Below are 21,736 nucleotides of genomic sequence, written 5' to 3' on the forward strand. Positions count from 1 at the left end.
TGAATGAGAGCAGCCAACGCTCATGCAGCTTGAAGTATGACGAGTATATAGTGTACCAGAACTCCGTCATGCCTGTGTCGTCAAAGTAAATCGATTATAACTTAAGGCAAAGTGCAGGTTTCCTACCCTAGCGACGAGCCGGTATATCGGTTAACATCAAAGACCCTTTAATCGACATAAAGAAAGCAATTTCCCACTATGGCTCAAGTCGCGAAAAAAATATTGGTGACGTGCGCGCTACCATACGCTAACGGTTCTATACATCTCGGTCACATGCTCGAGCACATCCAGGCAGACGTATGGGTCCGTTTCCAGCGAATGCGCGGCAACCAGGTTCATTTTATCTGTGCAGATGATGCCCACGGCACCCCAATCATGCTAAAAGCTCAGCAATTGGGTATCGAACCAGAGCAGATGATTGCCGAAATGAGCCAGGAGCACCAACAAGATTTCGCCGGTTTCGCTATCAGTTATGATAACTATCACTCGACTCACAGTGATGAAAACCGTGAACTGTCGAGCCTGATATACGGCCGCCTAAAAGCGAACGGTCATATCAAAAATCGGACTATTTCTCAGCTCTATGACCCTGAGAAAGGTATGTTTCTGCCCGATCGCTTTGTGAAAGGCACTTGTCCGAAGTGTAAAGCGCCGGATCAATATGGCGATAACTGCGAAGTTTGTGGCGCAACCTACAGCCCGACTGAACTTATTGACCCAAAATCTGCGGTTTCCGGTGCTACGCCGGTCATGCGCGAATCTGAGCATTTCTTCTTCGACTTACCTGCTTTCAGCGATATGTTGCAAGCCTGGACACGTTCTGGCGCACTGCAAGAACAAGTTGCGAATAAAATGCAGGAATGGTTTGAGTCGGGCCTGCAACAGTGGGATATCTCCCGTGATGCGCCTTACTTTGGTTTTGAAATCCCCGATGCGCCAGGTAAATATTTCTACGTCTGGCTTGATGCCCCTATCGGCTATATGGGCGCATTCAAAAATCTGTGCGATAAGCGCGGCGATTTAGATTTTGATGAGTTCTGGCGTAAAGATTCTACAACCGATCTGTATCATTTCATCGGTAAAGACATTGTTTACTTCCATAGCTTGTTCTGGCCAGCCATGTTGGAGGGCAGTAACTTCCGCAAGCCAACCAATCTGTTCGTCCATGGTTATGTCACGGTAAACGGCGCAAAAATGTCGAAATCCCGTGGCACATTCATTAAAGCGGGCACTTACCTGAAACATCTGGATGCCGATTGCCTGCGTTATTACTACGCCGCCAAGCTCTCTTCACGTATTGATGATATCGATTTGAATCTGGAAGATTTTGTCCAGCGCGTTAATGCCGATATCGTCAATAAAGTGGTCAATCTGGCTTCCCGTAATGCCGGTTTTATTAACAAGCGTTTTGCTGGTAAGTTAGCCGGGAACCTTGCTTCACCTGAATTATATAAAACCTTTACAGATGCCGCCGTCAGTATTGCGGATGCTTATAATAGCCGCGAATCAAGCAAAGCGATTCGTGAAATTATGGCGCTGGCCGATGTTGCCAACCGTTATGTTGATGAACAGGCTCCTTGGGTTGTGGCGAAAGAAGAAGGCCGTGATGCTGACTTGCAAGCTATTTGCTCCATGGGCATCAACCTGTTCCGGGTCTTGATGACTTACCTCAAGCCGGTGCTACCTGCGCTGACCGAACGTACCGAAGCTTTCCTCAACACTGAATTAACTTGGGATAGCATCGAACACCCCCTGTTAGGTCATCAGATTAATACTTTTAAAGCGCTATTTAACCGTATTGATTTGGATAAGGTGAACGATATGGTCGCTTCTTCTAAAGAAGATATGGCTGCAACAGCAGTGACGGTAACCGGTCCATTAGCCGATGACCCGATCCAGGAAACCATCAGTTTTGATGATTTTGCTAAAGTGGATATGCGTATCGCGCTGATTGAACAAGCAGATTTTGTCGAGGGTTCAGATAAATTACTGAAACTAAAACTGAATCTCGGCGGTGAAACGCGTCAGGTCTTCTCTGGCATTCGTTCGGCTTACCCTGATCCGAAAGTCTTAGAAGGTCGACTCACCATGATGGTGGCAAACCTGGCTCCACGTAAAATGCGCTTTGGTATTTCAGAGGGTATGGTGATGGCAGCCGGCCCTGGCGGCAACGATATCTTCCTGCTTAGTCCGGACAGTGGTGCTCAACCCGGCATGCAAGTAAAGTAATATCGAGCTAGAAGACGAAAAAGCCAGTCATGGGAGTCCTGACTGGCTTTTTATTGCCAACATATTGATTGAAATCTGACCGTTACTCTCTATGCGTGATAGGTTGCTGCTCACGTTGCCGAGCTTCCAACCAAAATAGGATATTAATAAATAAACTGAGTGAGAAAATTAAAAATAAAATACTGTCCAGTAAAGAAATCTTAATAAGTGCATCAATAATAATATTCTTATGATGTTTTACTTCCACAAATCCTGACGAGAAAAACCAGAATAAACCAACGGCCCCCACGATATTCAATGCCACCACCGGCCAATACCATTTAGCCAGTAAAAAGAAAATCCACGACAACATCATTAACGCAATAATGGCATCATCTAACTCAAATAATAGAAAAAAGCTTAGATATAATAAACTAAAGCTGATCAGTGCCAATCTGAATGGATATTCGTTAGGTAAGGCAGAAGCCCATTGTTTTCTACGTTCACATGCGAGTGGTTTTATATCAAAAATATTGATAAGTATCAGATAAAGTAAAAATGAACCCAACAAGAAAAACATCAGTACGCCGTGCAAAAAACAATAAGCGAACGGAAGAAAGTGGAACATCAATAAACAGGGACTTAACTTTTGGCTCGCCAAACGGTATGAACAAGGTAGCAACAACACCAATGAAAGTACGGGAAAGAAGGACGAAACTGAAAGATACAAAACGTCATCAGTCAAATCAGGAAATAAAATCGTCACCAGAAACACAATAACCATTAATGCGAATAAATAACGAAAAAATAGAAAGAAGAACTCACTACGCGACATATAGCGGCAAATAGGGTTATCAATAAATCCATTATTGATAAGATAATCTAAATCCATTTTCGCCATCTCAACGCCATCTTTCCTGAATTTATATAGGTTGCTAATTTTACCCATAGTGACTTTAATCCTTTAAAAATCATTAAACTTAAAACGATGAAAATTGACTCATTTCATGACAGTTAACATCTTTTATTTTATTGTTGTGGCTCAGGTCTATTTAGAATACCAGTCATGAGTATGCAGTGAAATAAAATATTAACCCTGATGTTCGTTGTAATAAAAATAGACCATAAAACTTCTATTGAAATAAAACCACTAAAACAAAAAGGTTATTGGTATTATTTGCTCTCATTATACTCACCCCCTCTCCGTCTTTCGCTGTTTATTTCAGCTATCCAAACTAAAAGACATAAGGCAATCCAAAAATTCATAACAAAGTTAATTCCTTATCTAAATAGTTATGGTTATGATGTTCCACAGAGACAGATAGACGTCTAGACACAAAGATAGCCATAACAATGATAGCAACGTACACATTGCATAACATATCAACACCATGACGGAGTTCCAGATGAAAAAATTTTCTTCCCCATTACTGGCCCTGAGCCTATTGACGGCACTGCCAGTATTCGCTGCGGACACCGCCACAGTAGCCCCAATTCCAGACGCGATAGCCAACCATGAAGGGCAGATTAAAATTGCGGTAATTCGTAATTTGGGTTCTGACGACAACACAACACAGTTCTTGTCAGGTGTATTAAAAGAGGGCAAAAAGCTCGGTTTCAAAGTCGATACTTTCTTGAGTAATGGCGATGATGCACGTTTTCAGGACTTTGTTAACCAAGCTATTAGCCAAAAATATGATGGAATTATCCTTTCCCAAGGCCGTGACCCTTACTCAACTGAACTGGTTAAACGTATTGCCGCCAGCGGCATTGCGGTGTCTGTATTTGATACCGCCATTCAGGGCGATATCCCCGGCTTAACTGTGACTCAACAAGACGACGCCTCCTTGACCAATGAATCTTTCGGTCAATTAGTCAAAGATTTCAACGGGAAAGCAAATATTATTAAACTCTGGGTAGCCGGTTTCCCACCAATGGAACGTCGCCAGGCCGCTTATCAGACATTACTAAAACAGAATCCGGGCATTGTTGAACTGGAGTCTATTGGTGCTGTTTCATCTGATGTTCAAGGTGATACCGCGAATAAAGTGGGTGCCGTCTTGGCAAAATACCCAAAAGGTAAGATCGACGCTATCTGGGGAACTTGGGATGCCTTTACTCAGGGCGCTTATAAAGCCTTGCAGGAAAATGGCCGTACTGAAATCAAGCTGTACAGCATTGATATCTCGAATCAAGATTTACAACTGATGCGTGAAGCTAATAGCCCATGGAAAGTCAGTGTTGCTGTCGATCCTAAGCTCATTGGGGCGGTTAACTTGCGCCTGATTGCCAAGAAGATTGCTGGTGAAGAAACCCCCGCTAGCTATGAATTCCGTGCAGCCTCTATTCCACAAGCCCTGTTGGCAAGCCAACCCGGCCCGGTTAACGTTGCTGGTTTGAGTAAAATTATCCCTGGCTGGGGCCAATCTGATGATTTCAACTCGCCTTGGTTTGCTACCCTTGCGGCCAAGAACGGTCAGTAATGAACCCGTAAAAATCAATGTGGTTAATCGATTTGGAGTGAAATAAATGGCAGCGCAAGGAGTCTTGCCGACACCAGAATACAGCCGCAATATGCGGCTGATTGGTCATAGCGATCAGGGCGGCAAACCAGATGGTGTGCAGGTGATGGTGCATCGCGGTTACGCCTATGTCGGCCATATGGTGTCGCAGGGTGTCTCAATTATTGATGTTCGAGATGCCAAAAATCCCCGCCCCGCGGGTTTTATTGCCGCACCACCCAATACCTGGAATGTGCACTTACAAGCCCATGATGACCTGTTACTGGTGATTAATGCTCGTGACCTCTTCGCTGACGCCAGTTTTGCCGAAGAAAAAGTGTATTACACCCAGTCAGTTGCCCAAACGGTCAGTACCCAGCAAGAAGGCCGCGGTTGGAGTGCCGGTTTACGCATTTTTGATATTTCGACACCGGATAAGCCGCGCGAGATAAGTTTCCTGCCACTTGACGGCATTGGTATCCACCGAATCTGGTATGTCGGCGGGCGTTGGGCTTATGTTTCGGCGCTGTTAGATGGTTACAGTGATTATATCTTTCTCACCATTGACTTGGCTGACCCGCAAAAACCGCAGGTTGCTGGCCGTTATGCTTTACCCGGCATGCATACTGCGGCGGGTGAGCAAGCCACTTGGCCAGACGGCAAACGCTATGCATTGCATCATGCCATTATCAGCGGCGACACTGCATATGGCAGTTGGCGCGATGGCGGCCTAACCTTGTTAGATGTCAGCGACCGCTCTGAGCCAACGCTTATCAGTCATCGTAACTGGAGCCCACCATTTGGCGGTGGCACACATACTGCATTGCCCCTGCCCGACCGCGATTTATTGGTGGTGCTGGATGAAGCGGTGCTGGATAACCAAGAGGATGGCGAGAAGCATATTTGGTTATTCGATATTCGTGAGCCGAGCAATCCGGTGAGTATCTCAACCTTCCCGGTGCCTGATGAGCAGGATTATGTGAAAAAAGGCGCTCATTTTGGCCCACATAATTTGCATGAGAACCGGCCTGGTAGTTTTATCAGCTCATCACTGATTTTTGCAACTTACCAGAATGCCGGGGTTCGTGCTTATGACATCAGCAACCCTTATCAGCCGAAAGAGACGGGGGCTTTAGTGCCCGCTGCGCCGGAAAAAATGATGGATAAGCGACCCGGTCGCCCACAAGTCATTCAGTCGTGTGATGTGTTTGTTGATGCCCAGGGGATTATCTACAGCACCGATTATAATGGTGGCTTATCTATCATCGAATATTTAGGTTAAAAACCTATAAATGGCTGGTCGATTTAGGTCGATCGGCTATTTGCAAAAATTTTTCTTCCTCCCCCTCTCTTTAGTTCCTGCAATAGTCTACTGTAATTGGCTGAGCCGCTCTGTGGTAATGCTGTTCGAGTCATTCTTTTGATTGAAAAAACCGCATAGAAACAGTTCATTACCCAAAATAATTATCAATAAGAAAATGCCATGAAAGGATTTCCATCGCGAGTCACTAATCTGCTGATTGCCTCATTGGTCTTGACCATTGGGCGAGCCGTCACACTCCCCTTTATCACCATCTATTTGGCCGAGCATTTTCAGTTGGCTCCCGATAAGGTTGGGTTAGTCCTTGGGGCGAGTTTAACCTTAGGTATTTTCACCAGTTTGTACGGCGGTTATCTGGTGGACAAATTCAACAAAAAACAGTTGATTCTGCTAGCCGTCACCCTATTCTCAGTGACCTTTTTTAGCTTGCCGTGGGTTGAGCACCCAGCGTGGGTTATCCTGATTCTGGCGCTGTTGCACTCGGCCTACTCGGTCTACGCTATTGCTATTAAAGCCTGTTTTGCTGACTGGCTACCGGTTAATGAGCGCATTAAAGCTTTCTCGGCTAACTACACCCTAGTGAATGTTGGCTGGGCGATCGGCCCAGGGTTAGGGGTGTTGGTCGTCAACATCGGCCCGCAAGTCCCTTTTATCATTTCGGGAATACTGGCGTTATTGGTGGCCATTATCTTGAAATTCAGAATAAACAGCGCTGATATGTCAATCGCCGAACAGACACAGACCGAATCCGTGCCAGATTTCCGCCAGACATTCCGTATTTTGCGCCATGATAAGCGGCTGATTTATTTCACTATTGGGAGCATGCTCAGTGCAGTGGTTTTTGGCCAGTTCTCCGGCTACTTATCTCAATACCTGATTACCGTGTCTGATGCCAAATTTGCTTATCAAGTGATTGGTGCCGTGATGACGGTCAATGCCGTCATTGTCATTACCTTACAATACCTATTAAGTCGCCGTATGAATCAACAGAATTTAATGCGCTGGCTGATGCTCGGCACACTGTTCTTTATTATTGGTTTGTTCGGATTTATGGTGGCTCAGCAGTCAATCCCCGTGTGGATGCTGGCAATGGCGATTTTCTCATTAGGTGAGATTATTGTTATCCCGGTCGAATACCTGTTTATCGATTTTATTGCCCCAGCAAATCTTAAAGGCAGTTACTATGGAGTACAGAATCTCGGCCAGTTAGGCGGTGCAGCTAATCCGGTACTTTGCGGCTTTTTGTTAGCGTATGCGGCACCACAAATGATGTTCTATATGCTAATTGTTGCGGCTATTTTGGGGCTGGCATTCTTCTATCGCGGCTACCAACTGGCTAAAAGACAAGAAGAGCCAGCAGCCAGCACCCCTGCAATTTGAAAAGTAATGGGTATATTATTCATACTGTGATGACTGGCACAGTGCTAAACTTAATTGTATGATGAATGTATTCGGTCACTCAGGACTCTTCTTATGCGCAATGTGACTTCACTTTGCTGGCAGTATCTGCGAGCTTTCGTCATTATTTATCTGTGTTTATGGGCGGGTAAGGCCGTGGCCTTACTGCTACCCATCACCATCCCCGGTAGCATCATCGGCATGCTGATTCTGTTTGCTCTGCTGGCCTCACAGATTTTGCCTTCAACCTGGGTGAAACCTGGCTGCCACCTGCTGATCCGCTATATGGCGCTACTGTTTGTGCCGATCGGTGTCGGCGTCATGCAATATTATGATCAACTGACCCAGCAGTTTGGCCCGATTGTGGTTTCCTGCTTTGTCAGTACCCTGATTGTGATGCTGGTGGTGGCCTACAGTTCACAATATGTCCACCGTGAGCTCAAGGTGGTAGGTTCTCCGACTCACACGGAGGAAGACAAATGATCAGCAATTTATGGTGGTCACTGCCACTGACTCTCATTGTGTTCTTCAGCGCCCGTCGTTTGGCACGCTGGCTAAAAATGCCGCTGCTCAACCCATTATTGATATCAATGGTTGTCATCATTCCATTGTTGTTAGTAACACATATGCCCTATGCCAACTATTTCGCGGGCAGCAAAATCCTGAATGACCTGTTGCAGCCCGCGGTGGTGGCACTGGCTTTCCCACTGTATGAACAGTTGCATCAGATTCGTGCGCGCTGGAAATCCATCATTAGCATCTGTTTTATCGGCAGTATTACCGCCATGGTCAGTGGTACTGCTGTTGCCCTCTGGATGGGGGCAACCCCTGAAATTGCTGCCTCAGTTTTGCCAAAATCCGTCACTACGCCGATCGCCATGGCCGTGGCCGAATCTATTCATGGTTTACCGGCCATCAGTGCGGTATGCGTTATTTTTGTCGGCATTCTGGGGGCCGTTTTTGGTCACAGCTTGTTGAATCTGTTAAAAATCACCACCAAAGCCTCGCGCGGTTTGGCAATGGGAACAGCTTCGCACGCCCTTGGCACTGCCCGTTGTGCGGAGTTAGATTTCCAGGAAGGCGCGTTTAGCTCACTCGCATTGGTTATCTGCGGGATTATTACTTCACTGCTGGCGCCCTTTTTATTTCCGATACTGCTACATTTATTTGGCTGAGGATGACGGTATAAATTTGAGATACATCTCTCATTTGGGATTTTACTTGCATAGATTTCATATATAACGAGATCCACGTCACACCAAGAAAACCCTAAGCTGCCTAAAATAGTTTCCCGTAACTATTGGAGAGAACCCTATGCAAGCACGTTTCCATGACGCTTGGGCTACGTTGCCCGCCTCACTGCAATCCGCCCTTGAACCTATCTTGAGCGCAAACGATTTCCCTGCAATGCTGACAGCTAAGCAAGTTGAAACGGTGAAGAGCATCAGTGGGTTAGATGACGATGCGCTAGCATTTGCGTTGTTACCACTGGCCGCCGCTTGTGCGCTAACGCCTATCTCCCATTTTAAGGTCGGGGCCATTGCCAGGGGGATTAGCGGTAATCTCTATTTCGGTGCCAATATGGAGTTCAGTGGTGCCCCATTGCAACAAACCATTCATGCCGAACAGTGCGCTGTCACCCATGCATGGCTGCGCAATGAGGCCAGTTTGGTTTCTATTACCGTTAATTACACGCCATGTGGTCATTGCCGCCAGTTTATGAATGAATTGAACAGCGGAACTGGCCTGCACATTCATCTACCAGGCCGCCCGGCTTCAACACTGGGACAATATTTACCTGACTCTTTCGGTCCGAAAGATCTGGATATCACCACCCTGCTGATGGACCCGGTCAATCACGAATATAAAGTGACTGACACTGACGCCTTGACTCAGGCGGCACTTAATGGTGCAAACCACAGCCATGCACCTTACAGCCTTTCTCACAGCGGCGTGGCATTAGAAACTGCAGATGGCAACATTTATGCAGGCCGTTATGCTGAAAATGCGGCATTCAACCCGAGTTTGCCACCACTGCAAGCCGCATTGATCCTGACCAATCTTTCAGGCAAAAATTGTGGTGCTATTCGCCGCGCAGTGCTGGTCGAAGGCAGCCAGCCGATACTGACTCAGTGGGCTGCAACTCAAGCCACACTGGCCGCCCTTGGTTGCTCTGATGTAAAACGCGTGACATTTTAAACGAATAGCGCTTAATCCGGGGTTATCTGACTAACCCCGGTTATCACTTTGCTCAGTCACCACCCGGCTGGCGACAGTCAGTAATAAATCAGTCCCCACCACGGCCTGAAGGGCTATCAGCAAATGAGGCTGTACCAGATACTCCTCCAATGTGATGTTTTTTTGTGCCAGCAGGTGAGTTTTATCTGCCATGCAAACAAAATGCTCCTCGAATGACAACGCAGCATGCAATGGCATGCGGGGTATTGCGCAATAAAACACCGCATGTTGCTGATTAGCTATTGAATCTGTAAGTTGGCTCGCACTTTTACCCACAGTTGTTTTATTTAACTAACAAAAGCTGTACATATTTTTCTTATCTTTTAGGATCGGGGTAACAATTACTGTCTCTACCCAAAGTCAAAGAGTAAAACTCATGGAACTGGAATACGAAAGTAAGCGCCCCTTGTACATCCCTTACGCTGGCCCCATCCTATTGGAATTCCCTTTATTGAATAAAGGTAGCGCCTTCACTAATGATGAGCGCAACCACTTCAATTTACACGGCTTATTACCGGAAGCGGTTGAAACCATTGAGGAACAGGCCGAGCGTGCTTACCGCCAGTATCAAGATTTCAAAAACGACGATGATAAACATATTTATCTGCGTAATATTCAAGATACCAATGAGACTCTGTTTTACCGCCTGCTGGAAGCCCATCTCAGTGAGATGATGCCCATTATTTATACCCCGACTGTAGGCGAAGCTTGCGAACACTTTTCGGATATCTATCGCCGCGCGCGCGGGTTATTTATCTCCTATCCGAACCGTGAACACATTGATGACATGCTGCAAAATGCCACCAAGCAGAATGTTAAGGTTATCGTGGTCACCGACGGCGAACGTATTCTTGGCCTTGGCGATCAGGGTATCGGCGGTATGGGCATTCCCATTGGGAAACTCTCACTGTATACCGCGTGTGGTGGTATCAGCCCAGCTTATACTTTGCCAGTGGTGTTGGATGTGGGCACCAACAATCCACAACGCCTGAATGACCCGCTGTATATGGGCTGGCGTCACCCGCGAATTTCCGGCGATGAATATTATGCATTTGTTGATGAGTTCATTCAGGCAGTAAAACGTCGCTGGCCGAATGTGTTGTTGCAGTTTGAGGATTTTGCTCAGAATAACGCGACTCCGCTGCTTAACCGCTATCGTGATGAGTTGTGCTGTTTCAATGATGATATTCAAGGTACTGCAGCGGTCACCTTGGGTAGCCTGATTGCCGCCAGTCATGCCGCTGGTAGCCAGTTGCGCGACCAAACAGTCACCTTCCTCGGTGCCGGTTCTGCTGGTTGTGGTATTGCTGAGCAAATCATCGCACAGATGATCTCAGAAGGATTGAGCGAAGAACAAGCCCGGGCGCGCGTCTTTATGGTCGACCGTTTCGGCCTGTTGACTGACAAACTCCCTAATTTGTTGGATTTTCAAAGTAAACTGGTGCAGAAGAGTGATTCACTGCAGGGCTGGAATCTGAGCAGTGACTCAATCTCATTGCAGGATGTCGTGCGTAATGCCAAGCCCACTGTCCTGATTGGCGTTTCTGGTCAGCCAGGGCTGTTTACCGAAGAATTGATCCGTGAGATGCACAAACACTGCGCGCGCCCAATCGTGATGCCACTGTCGAACCCAACATCGCGGGTAGAAGCACGGCCAGAAGACATTATTAACTGGACCGATGGCGCCGCACTGGTGGCGACGGGCAGTCCTTTCTCACCCGTGAGTTATAAAGATAAACTGTATCCAATTGCTCAATGCAATAATTCCTATATCTTCCCCGGTATTGGCTTGGGAGTATTGGCATCCGGCGCCAAACGCGTGACTGACGGCATGCTAATGGCTGCCAGCCGCGCATTAGCCGGGTGTTCACCACTAGCGCTTAATGGTGAGGGGGCATTGTTGCCGAATATCGACGATATTCAAGCTGTGTCAAAAACCATTGCAATGCAGGTCGGTAAAGCCGCACAGTTGCAAGGCGTCGCCATTGTGACCTCAGAAGAAGCACTGGCAAAAGCCATTGAGCATAACTATTGGCAACCACAGTATCGTACCTACAAGCGAACTTCGTTCTAAATCCTACCCGGCCCGCACTTTTACGTTGGCCGAGTAACGAATGCAGCTAACGCCGCTGTAGCGCCAAGGGCGAAAAGACATTGGCATTACAGCCAGGCTGGCTGTAAGAGAATCCCGAATCACTGGCTCAAGTCAGTGATTCGGGTGAACGAGCGCAGCTAACGCAGTTGTAACCCTAAGGGCGAAAGATATTATGTTGCGCGGCATAGGCAGGTACAGTAGCCTTGCAACATCACCAGTGAGTTGAATGCATTAAAGGCCTCAGAATGTGGAAACGCCTGATTATTAGCTTAATTATCATCGCAGGGTTGCTGATGGTGACAGCTATTGCGCTCGATCGCTGGATCAGCTGGAAAACAGCCCCTTTTATTTATGATGAGCTACAAGACTTACCCCATCGGCAAGTCGGTGTGGTGTTGGGTACTGCCAAATATTACCGTACCGGTGGTATTAATCAGTTCTATCAATACCGCATCCAAGGAGCATTAAACGCCTATAACAGTGGCAAAATCAGTTACTTACTGCTTAGCGGTGATAATGCTCTACACAGTTATAACGAGCCAATGACCATGCGCCGTGACCTGATCGCCGCAGGGGTTGCCCCCTCTGATATCGTGTTGGATTATGCAGGTTTTCGCACGCTAGATTCTATTGTGCGCACTCGTAAGGTGTTTGATACTAATGATTTTATTATCATTACTCAGCGTTTCCATTGCGAGCGGGCATTATTTATTGCTCTGCATATGGGGATTCAAGCGCAGTGTTTTGCCGTGCCATCCCCCAAAAATATGCTCAATGTCCGGGTCCGCGAGATCTTTGCCCGCCTCGGCGCACTGTCTGATCTCTATGTTCTGAAACGTGAGCCGCGCTTCCTTGGGCCATTAATTCCTATCCCTGAGGTACACGTCATACCCGATGATGCACAAGGCTATCCGGCAGTATCGCCAGAACAGTTAGTTGAACTGGAACAACGGCTGGCAGAAGAAAAAGCGAAAAAAACTGCATCTACACCTGCACCTGCACCTGCACCTGCACCTGCACCTGCACCATGATTTTGAATTGGTTTTTACTCTTGCCCCGCTTTTGTTTTTGCTCTTGTTTTGCTTTTGCAGTTAAGCGCAATCAGAAATATTGCCGACAAAGATTGCAGGCCGAATGAGCCGCATGGACGCGGCGAAAGGGGCTGTCGAGCTGGAATGCGACAACACTGCGTAGCAGTTTTGAACAACGCTTGCGTTGGCCCGGAGGGTAGCCTCGAAGAGGCTATAGTCGGCCCCGGTTCGATTAGCATGCAAACTGCCGGAGGGTACTGCGAACAGCAGTAATATTTCGCGCCAGCGCGTAATTCCACAAGGGGGCCGCCACCCCCTTTGGCTGTTGGTTCACTCAAGGACAGGTGAGCCGTGAAGCACTAACAACCGAACCGGATCACTGAATATCTAACTTACTGAATTTGTGAACTCCTGAATCAACACCACTAGACTATAAAAAACTCCCCCTTTGCCCTAGAAATTCCCCCACATCGCTTTCAACCTCCCCCATTTCCTGCAATAACTGCAAGGTTTCCAGTGCTTCATCCTCATCCAGCCGACTCATGGCGAACCCCACATGCACCAAAACCCAATGGCCGATTAATGCTGCACTGGCCTGCTCATCTGCGGCCACCAGCATAATATTCACCGAGCGGCGTACACCGCAGACATCCACCCATGCCATGCCCGGTTGAATGTCATCTAGCGCGACAATTTGCCCTGGGATCCCTATACACATAATCCGGCTCCTGCTGTATCACGGCATAAAAAAAGTAAATTCATTCCACCTCCAACCGCTTAATCATCACGCCATCATCAGCCGCGCCAGTACGCAAATGACTGCCGCCACACAATGGACAGCGAGTCACTTTACTGCTGAGCAAATTAATGGATTGCTGACAGTCATGGCACCACACTTGTGATTGCTGCTGGCTAAGATGCAAAACGCAGCCTTCAGCCAAAGTGCCACGGCACACCAGCTCAAAGCAGAACTCCAATGCCTGCGGCTCGACACAAGAAAATGCGCCGGTTTCCAGCCACACCCCGGTAATTCTCTGCGCACCATGCAGCCGTGCCTGCTGTTCCATCATGGCAATAGCGTTTTGGCACAAGGTAATCTCATGCATGACTGTTCTCCCTGTGTGGATTTAACTTACAAAAATAATGCAAAGACGGTGCCAGTAATTCCGCGCTTTCTACTGAAACGACATTCAATTTAACAAACTGATAAATAATGATATTTACCAAAATCCCCTCGCAATAAATTCACTGGATGAATAATTACTGTCGAAGTGTCATCAAACAGCGGCAGTTTCGTCACTAATGTCGACACCGACCTGTGGCAATCCCCCTGTTTTTACTGCCTTTTAAATTCCTCCCCTTTATCTGCAATCACCTTAATGCCCTACTGGCGGGGCTTCACCGCTCTTTTGTATTGGCCTCCGCCGGACTGGCACAGAATATGCTTTGTCGCTGGGAAATGATTTCTATCTGCCTGACTGTCACCAGATTTTTGTCCCGGAGGGTATGGCCATGAACCGCTTTGTGATTGCGGAGCCAAGGCTTTGTATTGGATGCAATACCTGTATGGCTGCTTGCAGCCAGGTGCATAAAGCCAAGGGTTTACAAGAACATCCCAGATTGACCGTGATGCGTAACGCCACGGTTACGACGCCAATTCTCTGTCGCCACTGCGAAGATGCATGGTGCGCACGAGTTTGTCCGGTCAATGCCATCACCCTGACCAATAACGCCGTCGAATTGGATGAAACCACCTGTATCGGCTGTAAGCTTTGCGGTATCGCCTGCCCATTTGGCGCTATCACCCCAGCGGGGAGTAAACCATTGGGGGTGCCAGAAATTTTCCCTGAATACATTCCGATGACCACGTTATCTGATGTGCCATTCAGCCCGGTCAATATGAATCCGTTCCTTGCCTGGAATGCCGGAGTTCGCACTGTCGCAGTGAAATGTGACTTATGTAGCTTCCAACCGCAGGGGCCGGAATGTGTGCGGGTTTGTCCGACCAATGCCTTGATGTTGGTGGATGAACACAGCATTGAGCAGGCTAATCGCGCCAAGCACCTGGCCGCCGCCAGCGGATTTGCCAACGAGCTGCCCTTTATGGCCACGGACACCGCGTCCGCCATCTCTCACGAGGAGCAGAAAAGATGATGAGTTCGCTTGAGCTATTATGGCTCTCCTTACTGCTGTATCTGGCTGGCGCATTGCTTTCTCTGCTTTTGGCACGGCGCGAAACACTGGCGATTTATGCCTCTGGGCTGGCGTCATTACTGGGTGGCGTTGTTGGTCTGTTGGCTGCTGCGCCCACACTGCTGGGGGGCGGGATAATCACTTTCATCACCGCCGGGCCATTCCCATTCGCGGCATTCAGTCTGCGCCTTGACCCATTAGCGGCATTTATGCTGATGGTCATCTCACTGTTGGTGGTGATAACCGCCCTCTATTCACTGGCCTATGTGCAGGAATACAAAGGGCGCGGGGCATGGGGAATGGGGGTCTTTATGAACTTATTCATCGCCTCAATGGTGGCGCTGGTGGTGGTGGATAACGCTTTCTACTTTATTATTTTCTTCGAAATGATGTCATTGGCATCTTACTTCCTGGTGATTTCCGATCAGGACGACGACGCCATCAGCGCGGGCTTGCTCTATTTTCTGATTGCCCACGCCGGTTCCGTGCTGATCATGATTGCTTTCTTCCTGTTGTACCGCCTGAGCGGCAGTCTGGAGTTTGCTGCTTTCCGTCAAGCTAACCCGCAGCCGATCATGGCCTCGGTTATCTTCTTGTTAGCTTTCTTCGGTTTTGGTGCCAAGGCCGGGATGCTGCCGCTCCATGGCTGGTTGCCACGGGCGCACCCTGCTGCCCCGTCCCATGCTTCAGCCCTGATGTCCGGTGTCATGGTTAAAATTGGTATCTTCGGCATCATCAAAGTGGGCATTGATTTGCTCGGCGCGAGCCAGCTGTGGTGGGGCGTGGTGGTCTTGGGCTTTGGCGCAGTCTCCTCCGTGCTCGGCGTGCTATATGCGCTGGCGGAGCACGACATCAAACGCCTGCTGGCATACCACACCGTCGAGAACATCGGCATCATCCTGATGGGTGTTGGGGTCGGCATGATAGGGATTGCCAGCCATCAGCCAGTATTAGCCGCTCTTGGCTTACTTGGCGCACTTTACCATCTGCTTAATCACGCCGTCTTCAAAGGGCTGCTGTTCCTTGGGGCCGGTGCGGTCATTTATCGCTTACATACCAAAGACATGGAGAAGATGGGAGGCTTAGCCAGAATGATGCCTTATACCGCGCTGGCCTTTTTGGTGGGATGTATGGCGATTTCCGCCCTACCGCCATTCAATGGTTTTGTCAGTGAATGGTTTACTTATCAATCGCTGTTTACCATGACCAAAGATGGCGGCTTTATTATTCGCCTGGCCGGGCCGATTGCTATCGTGATGCTGGCAATTACCGGCGCACTGGCGGCGATGTGTTTTGTGAAAGTTTACGGCATTAGTTTCTGCGGGTTGCCGCGCACAGAAAAAGCAGCCCTCGCGCGGGAAGTCCCCTGGCCGATGACCGCCGCCATGCTGTTGTTGGCACTGTTGTGTTTGGCCTTGGGGATAGGTGCCACCCACGTCGCACCGGTGATTGCCCGCATTGCCGCTAGCTTGATAACCGCCCCGCCAGTGCCTTCTTTGCAGGTCGCCCAAGGCGCGGTGTTATTCCCGCAACACAGTTCTCAGGCCATGCTGTCCACCCTGTATATTTTCTTCGGTTTACTGATATTGCCACTGGTGATTTTGCTAGTCGTCAGCCGCTACAAAGGCAGCCGTTTAGCATTTCGCCATGGCGGTGATCCTTGGGCTTGCGGCTATGCCTGGGAGCAGGCGATGACTGTCTCTGCCGGTGGTTTTACTCAACCTCTGCGAGCCATGTTTGCCCCACTCTATCGGCTGCGTAAAACACTCGACCCCGCGCCAATGATGCAACGCGCGCTGGAACATTCCGTCAGTGGCGCGGGCCGGGTGGAACCGGTCTGGGACGACAAAATTGTGGCTCCGCTTATCCGTTTGATCCAATGGCTCAGCCAACGAATTCAATGGCTGCAACAGGGCGATTTCCGCCTCTACTGTCTGTATGTGGTCGCCGCGTTGGTTACCCTGCTGATCATTGCGGCTATTTAAGGAGACGAGCAATGCCAACTATTGATATGCCCGCGGTCTCTATGATTGCTTTCGCCATCGGGCAAGCGCTGGTGATGCTAGCGCTGGCACCGCTGATGGCGGGGATCTCGCGCATGGTGAAAGCCCGGATGCACTCGCGCCGTGGGCCGGGCGTCCTGCAAGAATATCGAGATTTAGCCAAGCTGCTGAAACGCCAGGATGTAGCCCCCGCCAATGCTGGGATTATTTTCCGCCTGATGCCCTATGTACTGCTGGGTAGCATGTTGTTGATTGCCATGGCGTTGCCCATTTTCACTCTGGCCTCCCCCTTTGGGGTGGCGGGCGACCTGATAACCCTGTTGTATCTGTTCGCGTTGTTCCGCTTCTTTTTCTCACTGGCGGGTCTGGATAGCGGCAGCATCTTCGCCGGTATTGGTGCCAGTCGAGAGTTGACGCTGGGGGTGTTGGTCGAACCGACATTAATTCTGTCACTGCTGGTGGTCGGGTTAATTGCTGGTTCCACCAATATCGGCACCATCAGTACCGCCTTGTCTCAAGGGCACTGGCAATCACCGACGGCAACGGCTCTGGCGCTATTGGCCTGTGGTTTCGCGGTGTTTATCGAGATGGGCAAAATTCCGTTCGATGTCGCCGAAGCAGAACAAGAGCTACAAGAAGGGCCTCTGACTGAGTATTCCGGCGCGTCACTGGGCTTGGTCAAATGGGGCATTAGTTTAAAACAGGTGGTGGTGGCGCAGCTTTTCCTCGGCGTATTTATCCCCTTTGGCAAGCTGGCGGTACTGAGTGGGCCGGGCTTGCTATGGGCGCTGGTGGCCGGTGTTATCAAATTGGTGGTGCTGTTTGTACTGGCCTCCATCGTGGAAAACAGTATTGCCCGCGGGCGCTTCCTGTTGACCTCCCGTGTTACCTGGCTGGGGTTTGGCGTCGCCGCCCTGTCTCTGGTTTTCTATCTCACCGGCCTTTAAGGAGCTAATAAACCCATCATGGATAACATGGCTCTTATGGATTCAGTCCTTATAAACATCGCCCTTGCGACCATTCTGCTGCCGTTTGCCGGTGCCATCCTCACGGCCTGTTTACCACAACAATGGGCAAAATGGTCTTGCACTTTCTTTTCACTGCTGGCCACTCTCGGCACTGTGCTGCTGGCTTACGCCTATCTGAGTGGCGGCAAGATTGATGTCACTTTTGATCTGATTCATTACGGTGATATGGCGCTGTTCGGCCTGACCATCGACCGCATCAGCACCTTGATTGCTTTCGCCGTGGTGTTCCTCGGTTTGCTGGTTAGCATTTATTCCACTGGCTATCTGACATTAGGTAATCGCGAGCATCCTCACGAAGGCACCAACCGCTACTATGCGCTGTTATTAGTATTCATCGGCGCGATGGCTGGGCTGGTATTATCATCCACGATACTGGGTCAGTTGTTCTTCTTTGAAATTACTGGCGGCTGCTCGTGGGGATTGATTGGCTACTATCAAAGCCAGAAGTCACTGCGCTCAGCGCTAAAAGCTTTGCTGGTCACCCATGTGGCCGCCATCGGCCTGTATTTGGCGGCGGCAGTGCTGCTGGTCAATACGGGCACTTTTGCTTTAACCGCGCTAGCGCAACTGGATAACAACACCAAAATCATGGTGTTCGGTGGCATCCTGTTTGCCGCTTGGGGGAAATCCGCCCAACTGCCACTGCATATCTGGTTGCCAGATGCGATGGAAGCGCCGACCCCAGTCAGTTCCTATCTGCATGCCGCCTCGATGGTCAAAGTGGGGGTCTATATCTTCGCCCGTGCCATTTATTCTGCCGGTGACGTGCCGCAAATTATCGGCACCGTCGGCATGGTGATGGCGGTTATCACCCTGATTTATGGCTTCTTTATGTATCTGCCGCAAAAAGATATGAAGCGGCTGCTGGCCTACTCCACCATCACCCAGTTGTCTTATATTTTCTTCGCGCTGTCTCTGGCTATCTATGGGTCAAAACTGGCCTTTGATGGCGGCATTGCCTACATCTTCAACCACGCGTTTGCCAAGAGCTTATTCTTCCTGGTCGCTGGGGCGCTGAGCTACAGCTGCGGTACCCGCATGTTACCCAAACTCAAAGGCATCATGGGCAAAATGCCGCTATTGGGCGTTGGATTTTGTGTCGCCGCACTGGCTATCACCGGAGTGCCGCCGTTTAACGGTTTCTTCAGCAAATTCCCCATTTTCGCCGCCGGTTTCTCACTTTCTGGTGAACATTGGCTGCTAATACCGCTATTGGTGCTGGCCCTGATTGAATCAGTAGCGAGCTTCGGCTGGTTCCTCTACTGGTTCGGGCAAACCGTGCCCGGCAAACCATCAGAAGCCGTCGCCAGTGCCAAACCGCTGCCGTTGGCCATGCAGGGCGTGTTGGTGGTGCTGGTGATTATGTCTGTGTGCTCAAGCTTTATTGCCGTCGCCTGGCTCGGATAAGGGAGTAAAAAATGACCGGAACACTTCTTGTCAACAATATGGTCGTCAACAATCTAGCTGGCCTGCTGATCATTACCTCGCTACTGGTAATTATTGTCAAAAAGCCCGCCACCTCGGCGCTGTTTTATGCGGTGCAGTCACTGGTCTTGGTGCTGATTTTCCTGGTATTAGCCGAAACCTTGCACGCCCACGAGCTGTATATGTGGTCGCTGACCGCCTTTATCACCAAGGTGATCTTGGTGCCGTGGATTATGTACCGCGCTTTTCGCCAGATGGAAGACCCCAAAGCCGACGGCGGTGTGATAGGGACGGCCAGTCTAATATTTATCGCCGCCATTATCATTTTACTGAGCTACTTCGTGGTCGAGCCGGTGCAATTGCCGATGGTCAGCGCCCTGAAACCGGCGCTGGCGGTGTCACTGGGGCACTTCCTGATTGGCCTGCTGTGTATCGTCACCCAGCGCAATATCCTGAAAAATATCTTCGGCTACTGCCTGATGGAAAATGGCGCTCACCTGATGTTGGCGTTACTGGCTTTCCGCGCACCGGAGTTGGTCGAGATTGGTATTGCTACCGATGCCATCTTCGCGGTGATTGTGATGACGTTAATGGCGCGCAAAATTTACCGCACACTGCACACGCTGGATGTTAAACAACTGACGGCGCTAAAGGGGTAATGAAATGAGTCATACTGACCTGCTGCTGTTACTGCTGGCGATACCTCTGATAACCTCGCTGCTGGCATTTGCTTGCCGGGCTTTGGGCCGTGCCGCCCGCATGGCAACCACTTGGGTACATTTTGCCGGCATCAGTTTATTGTTCATAGTGGCCTTGATGGTGGTATGCCGGGTCGCCGTTGGCGGGGAAATTCTGGCGGTTCACAACTGGCTGCATATTGACAGCCTCAGCGCGTTGTTCCTCGCTATTCTGGGGGTTATCGGTTTTATCACCGGCCTTTACTCCCTCGGCTATATGCGCCATGAAGTGAATAACGACGAAATTACCGTCAGCACGCTGTGCAATTATTACGGCTTTTTCCATCTATTCCTGTTCACCATGCTGTTGGTGGTGACCAGCAATAATCTCATTCTGATGTGGGTCGGCATTGAAGCCACCACTCTCAGTTCGGCCTTTTTGGTGGGATTATACGGCCAGCGCTCCTCACTGGAGGCGGCGTGGAAGTACATTATCATCTGTACCGTGGGGGTGGCTTTCGGGTTATACGGCACAGTATTGGTGTATGCCAATGCGGCCAATGTGCTGGCAGACCCCAGCAGTGCCATCTTCTGGACAGTCGTCGCCGAACATGCCAAAGAGCTAGACCCTAGCCTGATGCACCTGGCATTTGTCTTTATTCTGATTGGCTTTGGCACCAAAACCGGCCTGTTTCCCATGCACTCATGGCTACCGGATGCCCACAGCGAAGCCCCCAGCCCGACCAGCGCCTTGTTATCCGCCGTATTACTCAACTGCGCCCTGTTGGTCATCATCCGCTATTACATCATTATCAGCGCCGCTATCGGGCCGCATTTCCCACAAATGTTGCTGTTGGTCTTCGGCATGATGTCAGTTGCCGTCTCCGCATTTTTTATTCTGGCACAGCGCGATATGAAACGTTTGCTGGCTTACTCCAGTGTGGAGAACATGGGGTTAATCGCCGTGGCATTGGGCATTGGTGGCCCACTCGGGGTATTGGCCGCACTGTTCCACACTATGAATCACAGCCTGGCAAAAACCTTGCTGTTCTGCGGTTCGGGGAATGTGCTGCTGAAGTATGGCACGCGAGATATGGGCGCTATCAAGGGCATTATTCGTGTTGCGCCATTCACGGCGGTGATGCTGGCTGGCGGCGCATTGGCACTGGCCGGGATGCCGCCGTTTAACGTGTTTGTCAGTGAATTTATGGTGGTCGCCGCCGCGATTAAAGCCGGTCATATCACCTTAGTGATTATCTTACTATTGCTGCTAACCCTGGTACTGGCCGGGTTGGTGCGCATGATCGCCAGCACTGTGCTGGGCACCCCACCGGAAGCCGTGAGCAAAGGGGAGTTGGGGATTCTGACCACTGCGCCAATGGCTATTTTATTGCTGTTGATGCTGTTGCTCGGGGTACATATTCCCGCACCGGTCACCCGTTTGCTGACCGATGCAGCACAGATTGTGCTCAATAATGACAGTCGTGACCCCGCCCAGCAGCCCTTTATCTTGCCGTGGCAACAGATTTCTCCACCCCCAACGATAACTCAGCCCATTCCATCCGTTGCACAAAGCCATACCGTTGTACAACTTACCCCGACTCGTCAGGAGATGTAA

19 protein-coding genes are annotated in these 21,736 nt (G+C 49.6%); 15 read left to right on the forward strand and 4 right to left on the reverse strand.

Annotated elements, in window-relative coordinates; all coding sequences use genetic code 11:
• The first annotated feature begins 198 nt into the window (after positions 1-198).
• Complete coding sequence (metG, locus tag OVO64_RS10940; RefSeq protein ID WP_145509779.1) at positions 199-2,229, forward strand: methionine--tRNA ligase; 2,031 nt, start codon at positions 199-201, stop codon at positions 2,227-2,229.
• Between the two features lie 82 nt (positions 2,230-2,311).
• Here the strand turns inward: metG and OVO64_RS10945 are convergent, their stop codons facing one another.
• On the reverse strand, positions 2,312-3,157 hold the full coding sequence (locus OVO64_RS10945) for a hypothetical protein (RefSeq protein ID WP_145509780.1): 846 nt from the start codon (positions 3,155-3,157) through the stop codon (positions 2,312-2,314).
• A gap of 457 nt (positions 3,158-3,614) precedes the next feature.
• Between OVO64_RS10945 and OVO64_RS10950 the strand changes: the two genes are divergently transcribed.
• From OVO64_RS10950 to cdd, 6 genes are all read left to right on the forward strand, one after another.
• Positions 3,615-4,691: a sugar ABC transporter substrate-binding protein gene (locus OVO64_RS10950; protein WP_186368325.1), complete on the forward strand. Its 1,077-nt coding sequence runs from the start codon at positions 3,615-3,617 to the stop codon at positions 4,689-4,691.
• Between the two features lie 46 nt (positions 4,692-4,737).
• Complete coding sequence (locus OVO64_RS10955) at positions 4,738-5,991, forward strand: LVIVD repeat-containing protein (RefSeq protein WP_050291643.1); 1,254 nt, start codon at positions 4,738-4,740, stop codon at positions 5,989-5,991.
• 201 nt (positions 5,992-6,192) lie between these two features.
• Entirely contained in the window at positions 6,193-7,410 is a 1,218-nt protein-coding gene (locus OVO64_RS10960) for an MFS transporter (RefSeq protein WP_145585836.1), read from the forward strand.
• 93 nt (positions 7,411-7,503) lie between these two features.
• Positions 7,504-7,911, forward strand: a complete 408-nt coding sequence (locus tag OVO64_RS10965; RefSeq protein ID WP_145509573.1) for a CidA/LrgA family protein — start codon at positions 7,504-7,506, stop codon at positions 7,909-7,911.
• Positions 7,908-8,603 carry a CidB/LrgB family autolysis modulator gene (locus OVO64_RS10970; protein WP_038634304.1) on the forward strand — a complete coding sequence of 232 codons (696 nt, stop codon included), beginning with the start codon at positions 7,908-7,910 and terminating at the stop codon, positions 8,601-8,603. The genes OVO64_RS10965 and OVO64_RS10970 overlap by 4 nt, the downstream gene beginning before the upstream one ends.
• A 139-nt stretch (positions 8,604-8,742) precedes the next feature.
• Positions 8,743-9,627, forward strand: coding sequence for a cytidine deaminase (gene cdd / locus OVO64_RS10975; RefSeq protein ID WP_145509574.1), 885 nt, complete (start codon positions 8,743-8,745; stop codon positions 9,625-9,627).
• Positions 9,628-9,657: 30 nt separating this feature from the next.
• Here cdd and OVO64_RS10980 read toward each other — a convergent pair whose 3' ends face one another.
• Complete coding sequence (locus tag OVO64_RS10980) at positions 9,658-9,819, reverse strand: hypothetical protein (RefSeq protein WP_155483403.1); 162 nt, start codon at positions 9,817-9,819, stop codon at positions 9,658-9,660.
• A 223-nt stretch (positions 9,820-10,042) separates the two neighbouring features.
• Here OVO64_RS10980 and OVO64_RS10985 point away from each other — a divergent pair, with 223 nt between their 5' ends.
• Together OVO64_RS10985 and sanA are read left to right on the forward strand one after the other, a co-directional pair.
• A complete protein-coding gene (locus OVO64_RS10985; RefSeq protein WP_038634309.1) occupies positions 10,043-11,740 on the forward strand; it encodes an NAD-dependent malic enzyme in 1,698 nt (565 codons plus the stop codon).
• Between the two features lie 266 nt (positions 11,741-12,006).
• Positions 12,007-12,792 carry an outer membrane permeability protein SanA gene (gene sanA / locus OVO64_RS10990; protein ID WP_267248768.1) on the forward strand — a complete coding sequence of 262 codons (786 nt, stop codon included), beginning with the start codon at positions 12,007-12,009 and terminating at the stop codon, positions 12,790-12,792.
• A gap of 430 nt (positions 12,793-13,222) precedes the next feature.
• Here sanA and OVO64_RS10995 read toward each other — a convergent pair whose 3' ends face one another.
• Both OVO64_RS10995 and hypA read right to left on the reverse strand, forming a co-directional pair.
• Positions 13,223-13,510 carry a HypC/HybG/HupF family hydrogenase formation chaperone gene (locus OVO64_RS10995; protein ID WP_145585832.1) on the reverse strand — a complete coding sequence of 96 codons (288 nt, stop codon included), beginning with the start codon at positions 13,508-13,510 and terminating at the stop codon, positions 13,223-13,225.
• Positions 13,511-13,550: 40 nt separating this feature from the next.
• Entirely contained in the window at positions 13,551-13,898 is a 348-nt protein-coding gene (hypA, locus tag OVO64_RS11000; RefSeq protein WP_145585830.1) for a hydrogenase maturation nickel metallochaperone HypA, read from the reverse strand.
• Positions 13,899-14,304: 406 nt separating this feature from the next.
• On the opposite strand from hypA, the gene OVO64_RS11005 reads away from it, so the two are divergent.
• From OVO64_RS11005 to OVO64_RS11030, 6 genes are read left to right on the forward strand one after another with little or no spacing between them, the layout of a single operon-like run.
• Positions 14,305-14,946 (forward strand): 4Fe-4S dicluster domain-containing protein, encoded by a 642-nt coding sequence (locus OVO64_RS11005; protein WP_038634320.1) that lies wholly within the window; start codon positions 14,305-14,307, stop codon positions 14,944-14,946.
• Complete coding sequence (gene hyfB / locus OVO64_RS11010; RefSeq protein WP_038634321.1) at positions 14,943-16,970, forward strand: hydrogenase 4 subunit B; 2,028 nt, start codon at positions 14,943-14,945, stop codon at positions 16,968-16,970. The genes OVO64_RS11005 and hyfB overlap by 4 nt, the downstream gene beginning before the upstream one ends.
• An 11-nt stretch (positions 16,971-16,981) precedes the next feature.
• Positions 16,982-17,935, forward strand: a complete 954-nt coding sequence (locus OVO64_RS11015) for a respiratory chain complex I subunit 1 family protein (RefSeq protein WP_038634323.1) — start codon at positions 16,982-16,984, stop codon at positions 17,933-17,935.
• 18 nt (positions 17,936-17,953) lie between these two features.
• Positions 17,954-19,423, forward strand: coding sequence for a hydrogenase 4 subunit D (locus OVO64_RS11020; RefSeq protein WP_038634325.1), 1,470 nt, complete (start codon positions 17,954-17,956; stop codon positions 19,421-19,423).
• 11 nt (positions 19,424-19,434) lie between these two features.
• Entirely contained in the window at positions 19,435-20,100 is a 666-nt protein-coding gene (gene hyfE, locus OVO64_RS11025) for a hydrogenase 4 membrane subunit (protein ID WP_038634328.1), read from the forward strand.
• Between the two features lie 4 nt (positions 20,101-20,104).
• A complete protein-coding gene (locus tag OVO64_RS11030) occupies positions 20,105-21,736 on the forward strand; it encodes a hydrogenase 4 subunit F (RefSeq protein ID WP_038634330.1) in 1,632 nt (543 codons plus the stop codon).

Source organism: Yersinia sp. Marseille-Q5920, from assembly GCF_946902935.1.
In the GTDB taxonomy this organism is placed as follows: Bacteria; Pseudomonadota; Gammaproteobacteria; order Enterobacterales; family Enterobacteriaceae; genus Yersinia; species Yersinia rochesterensis.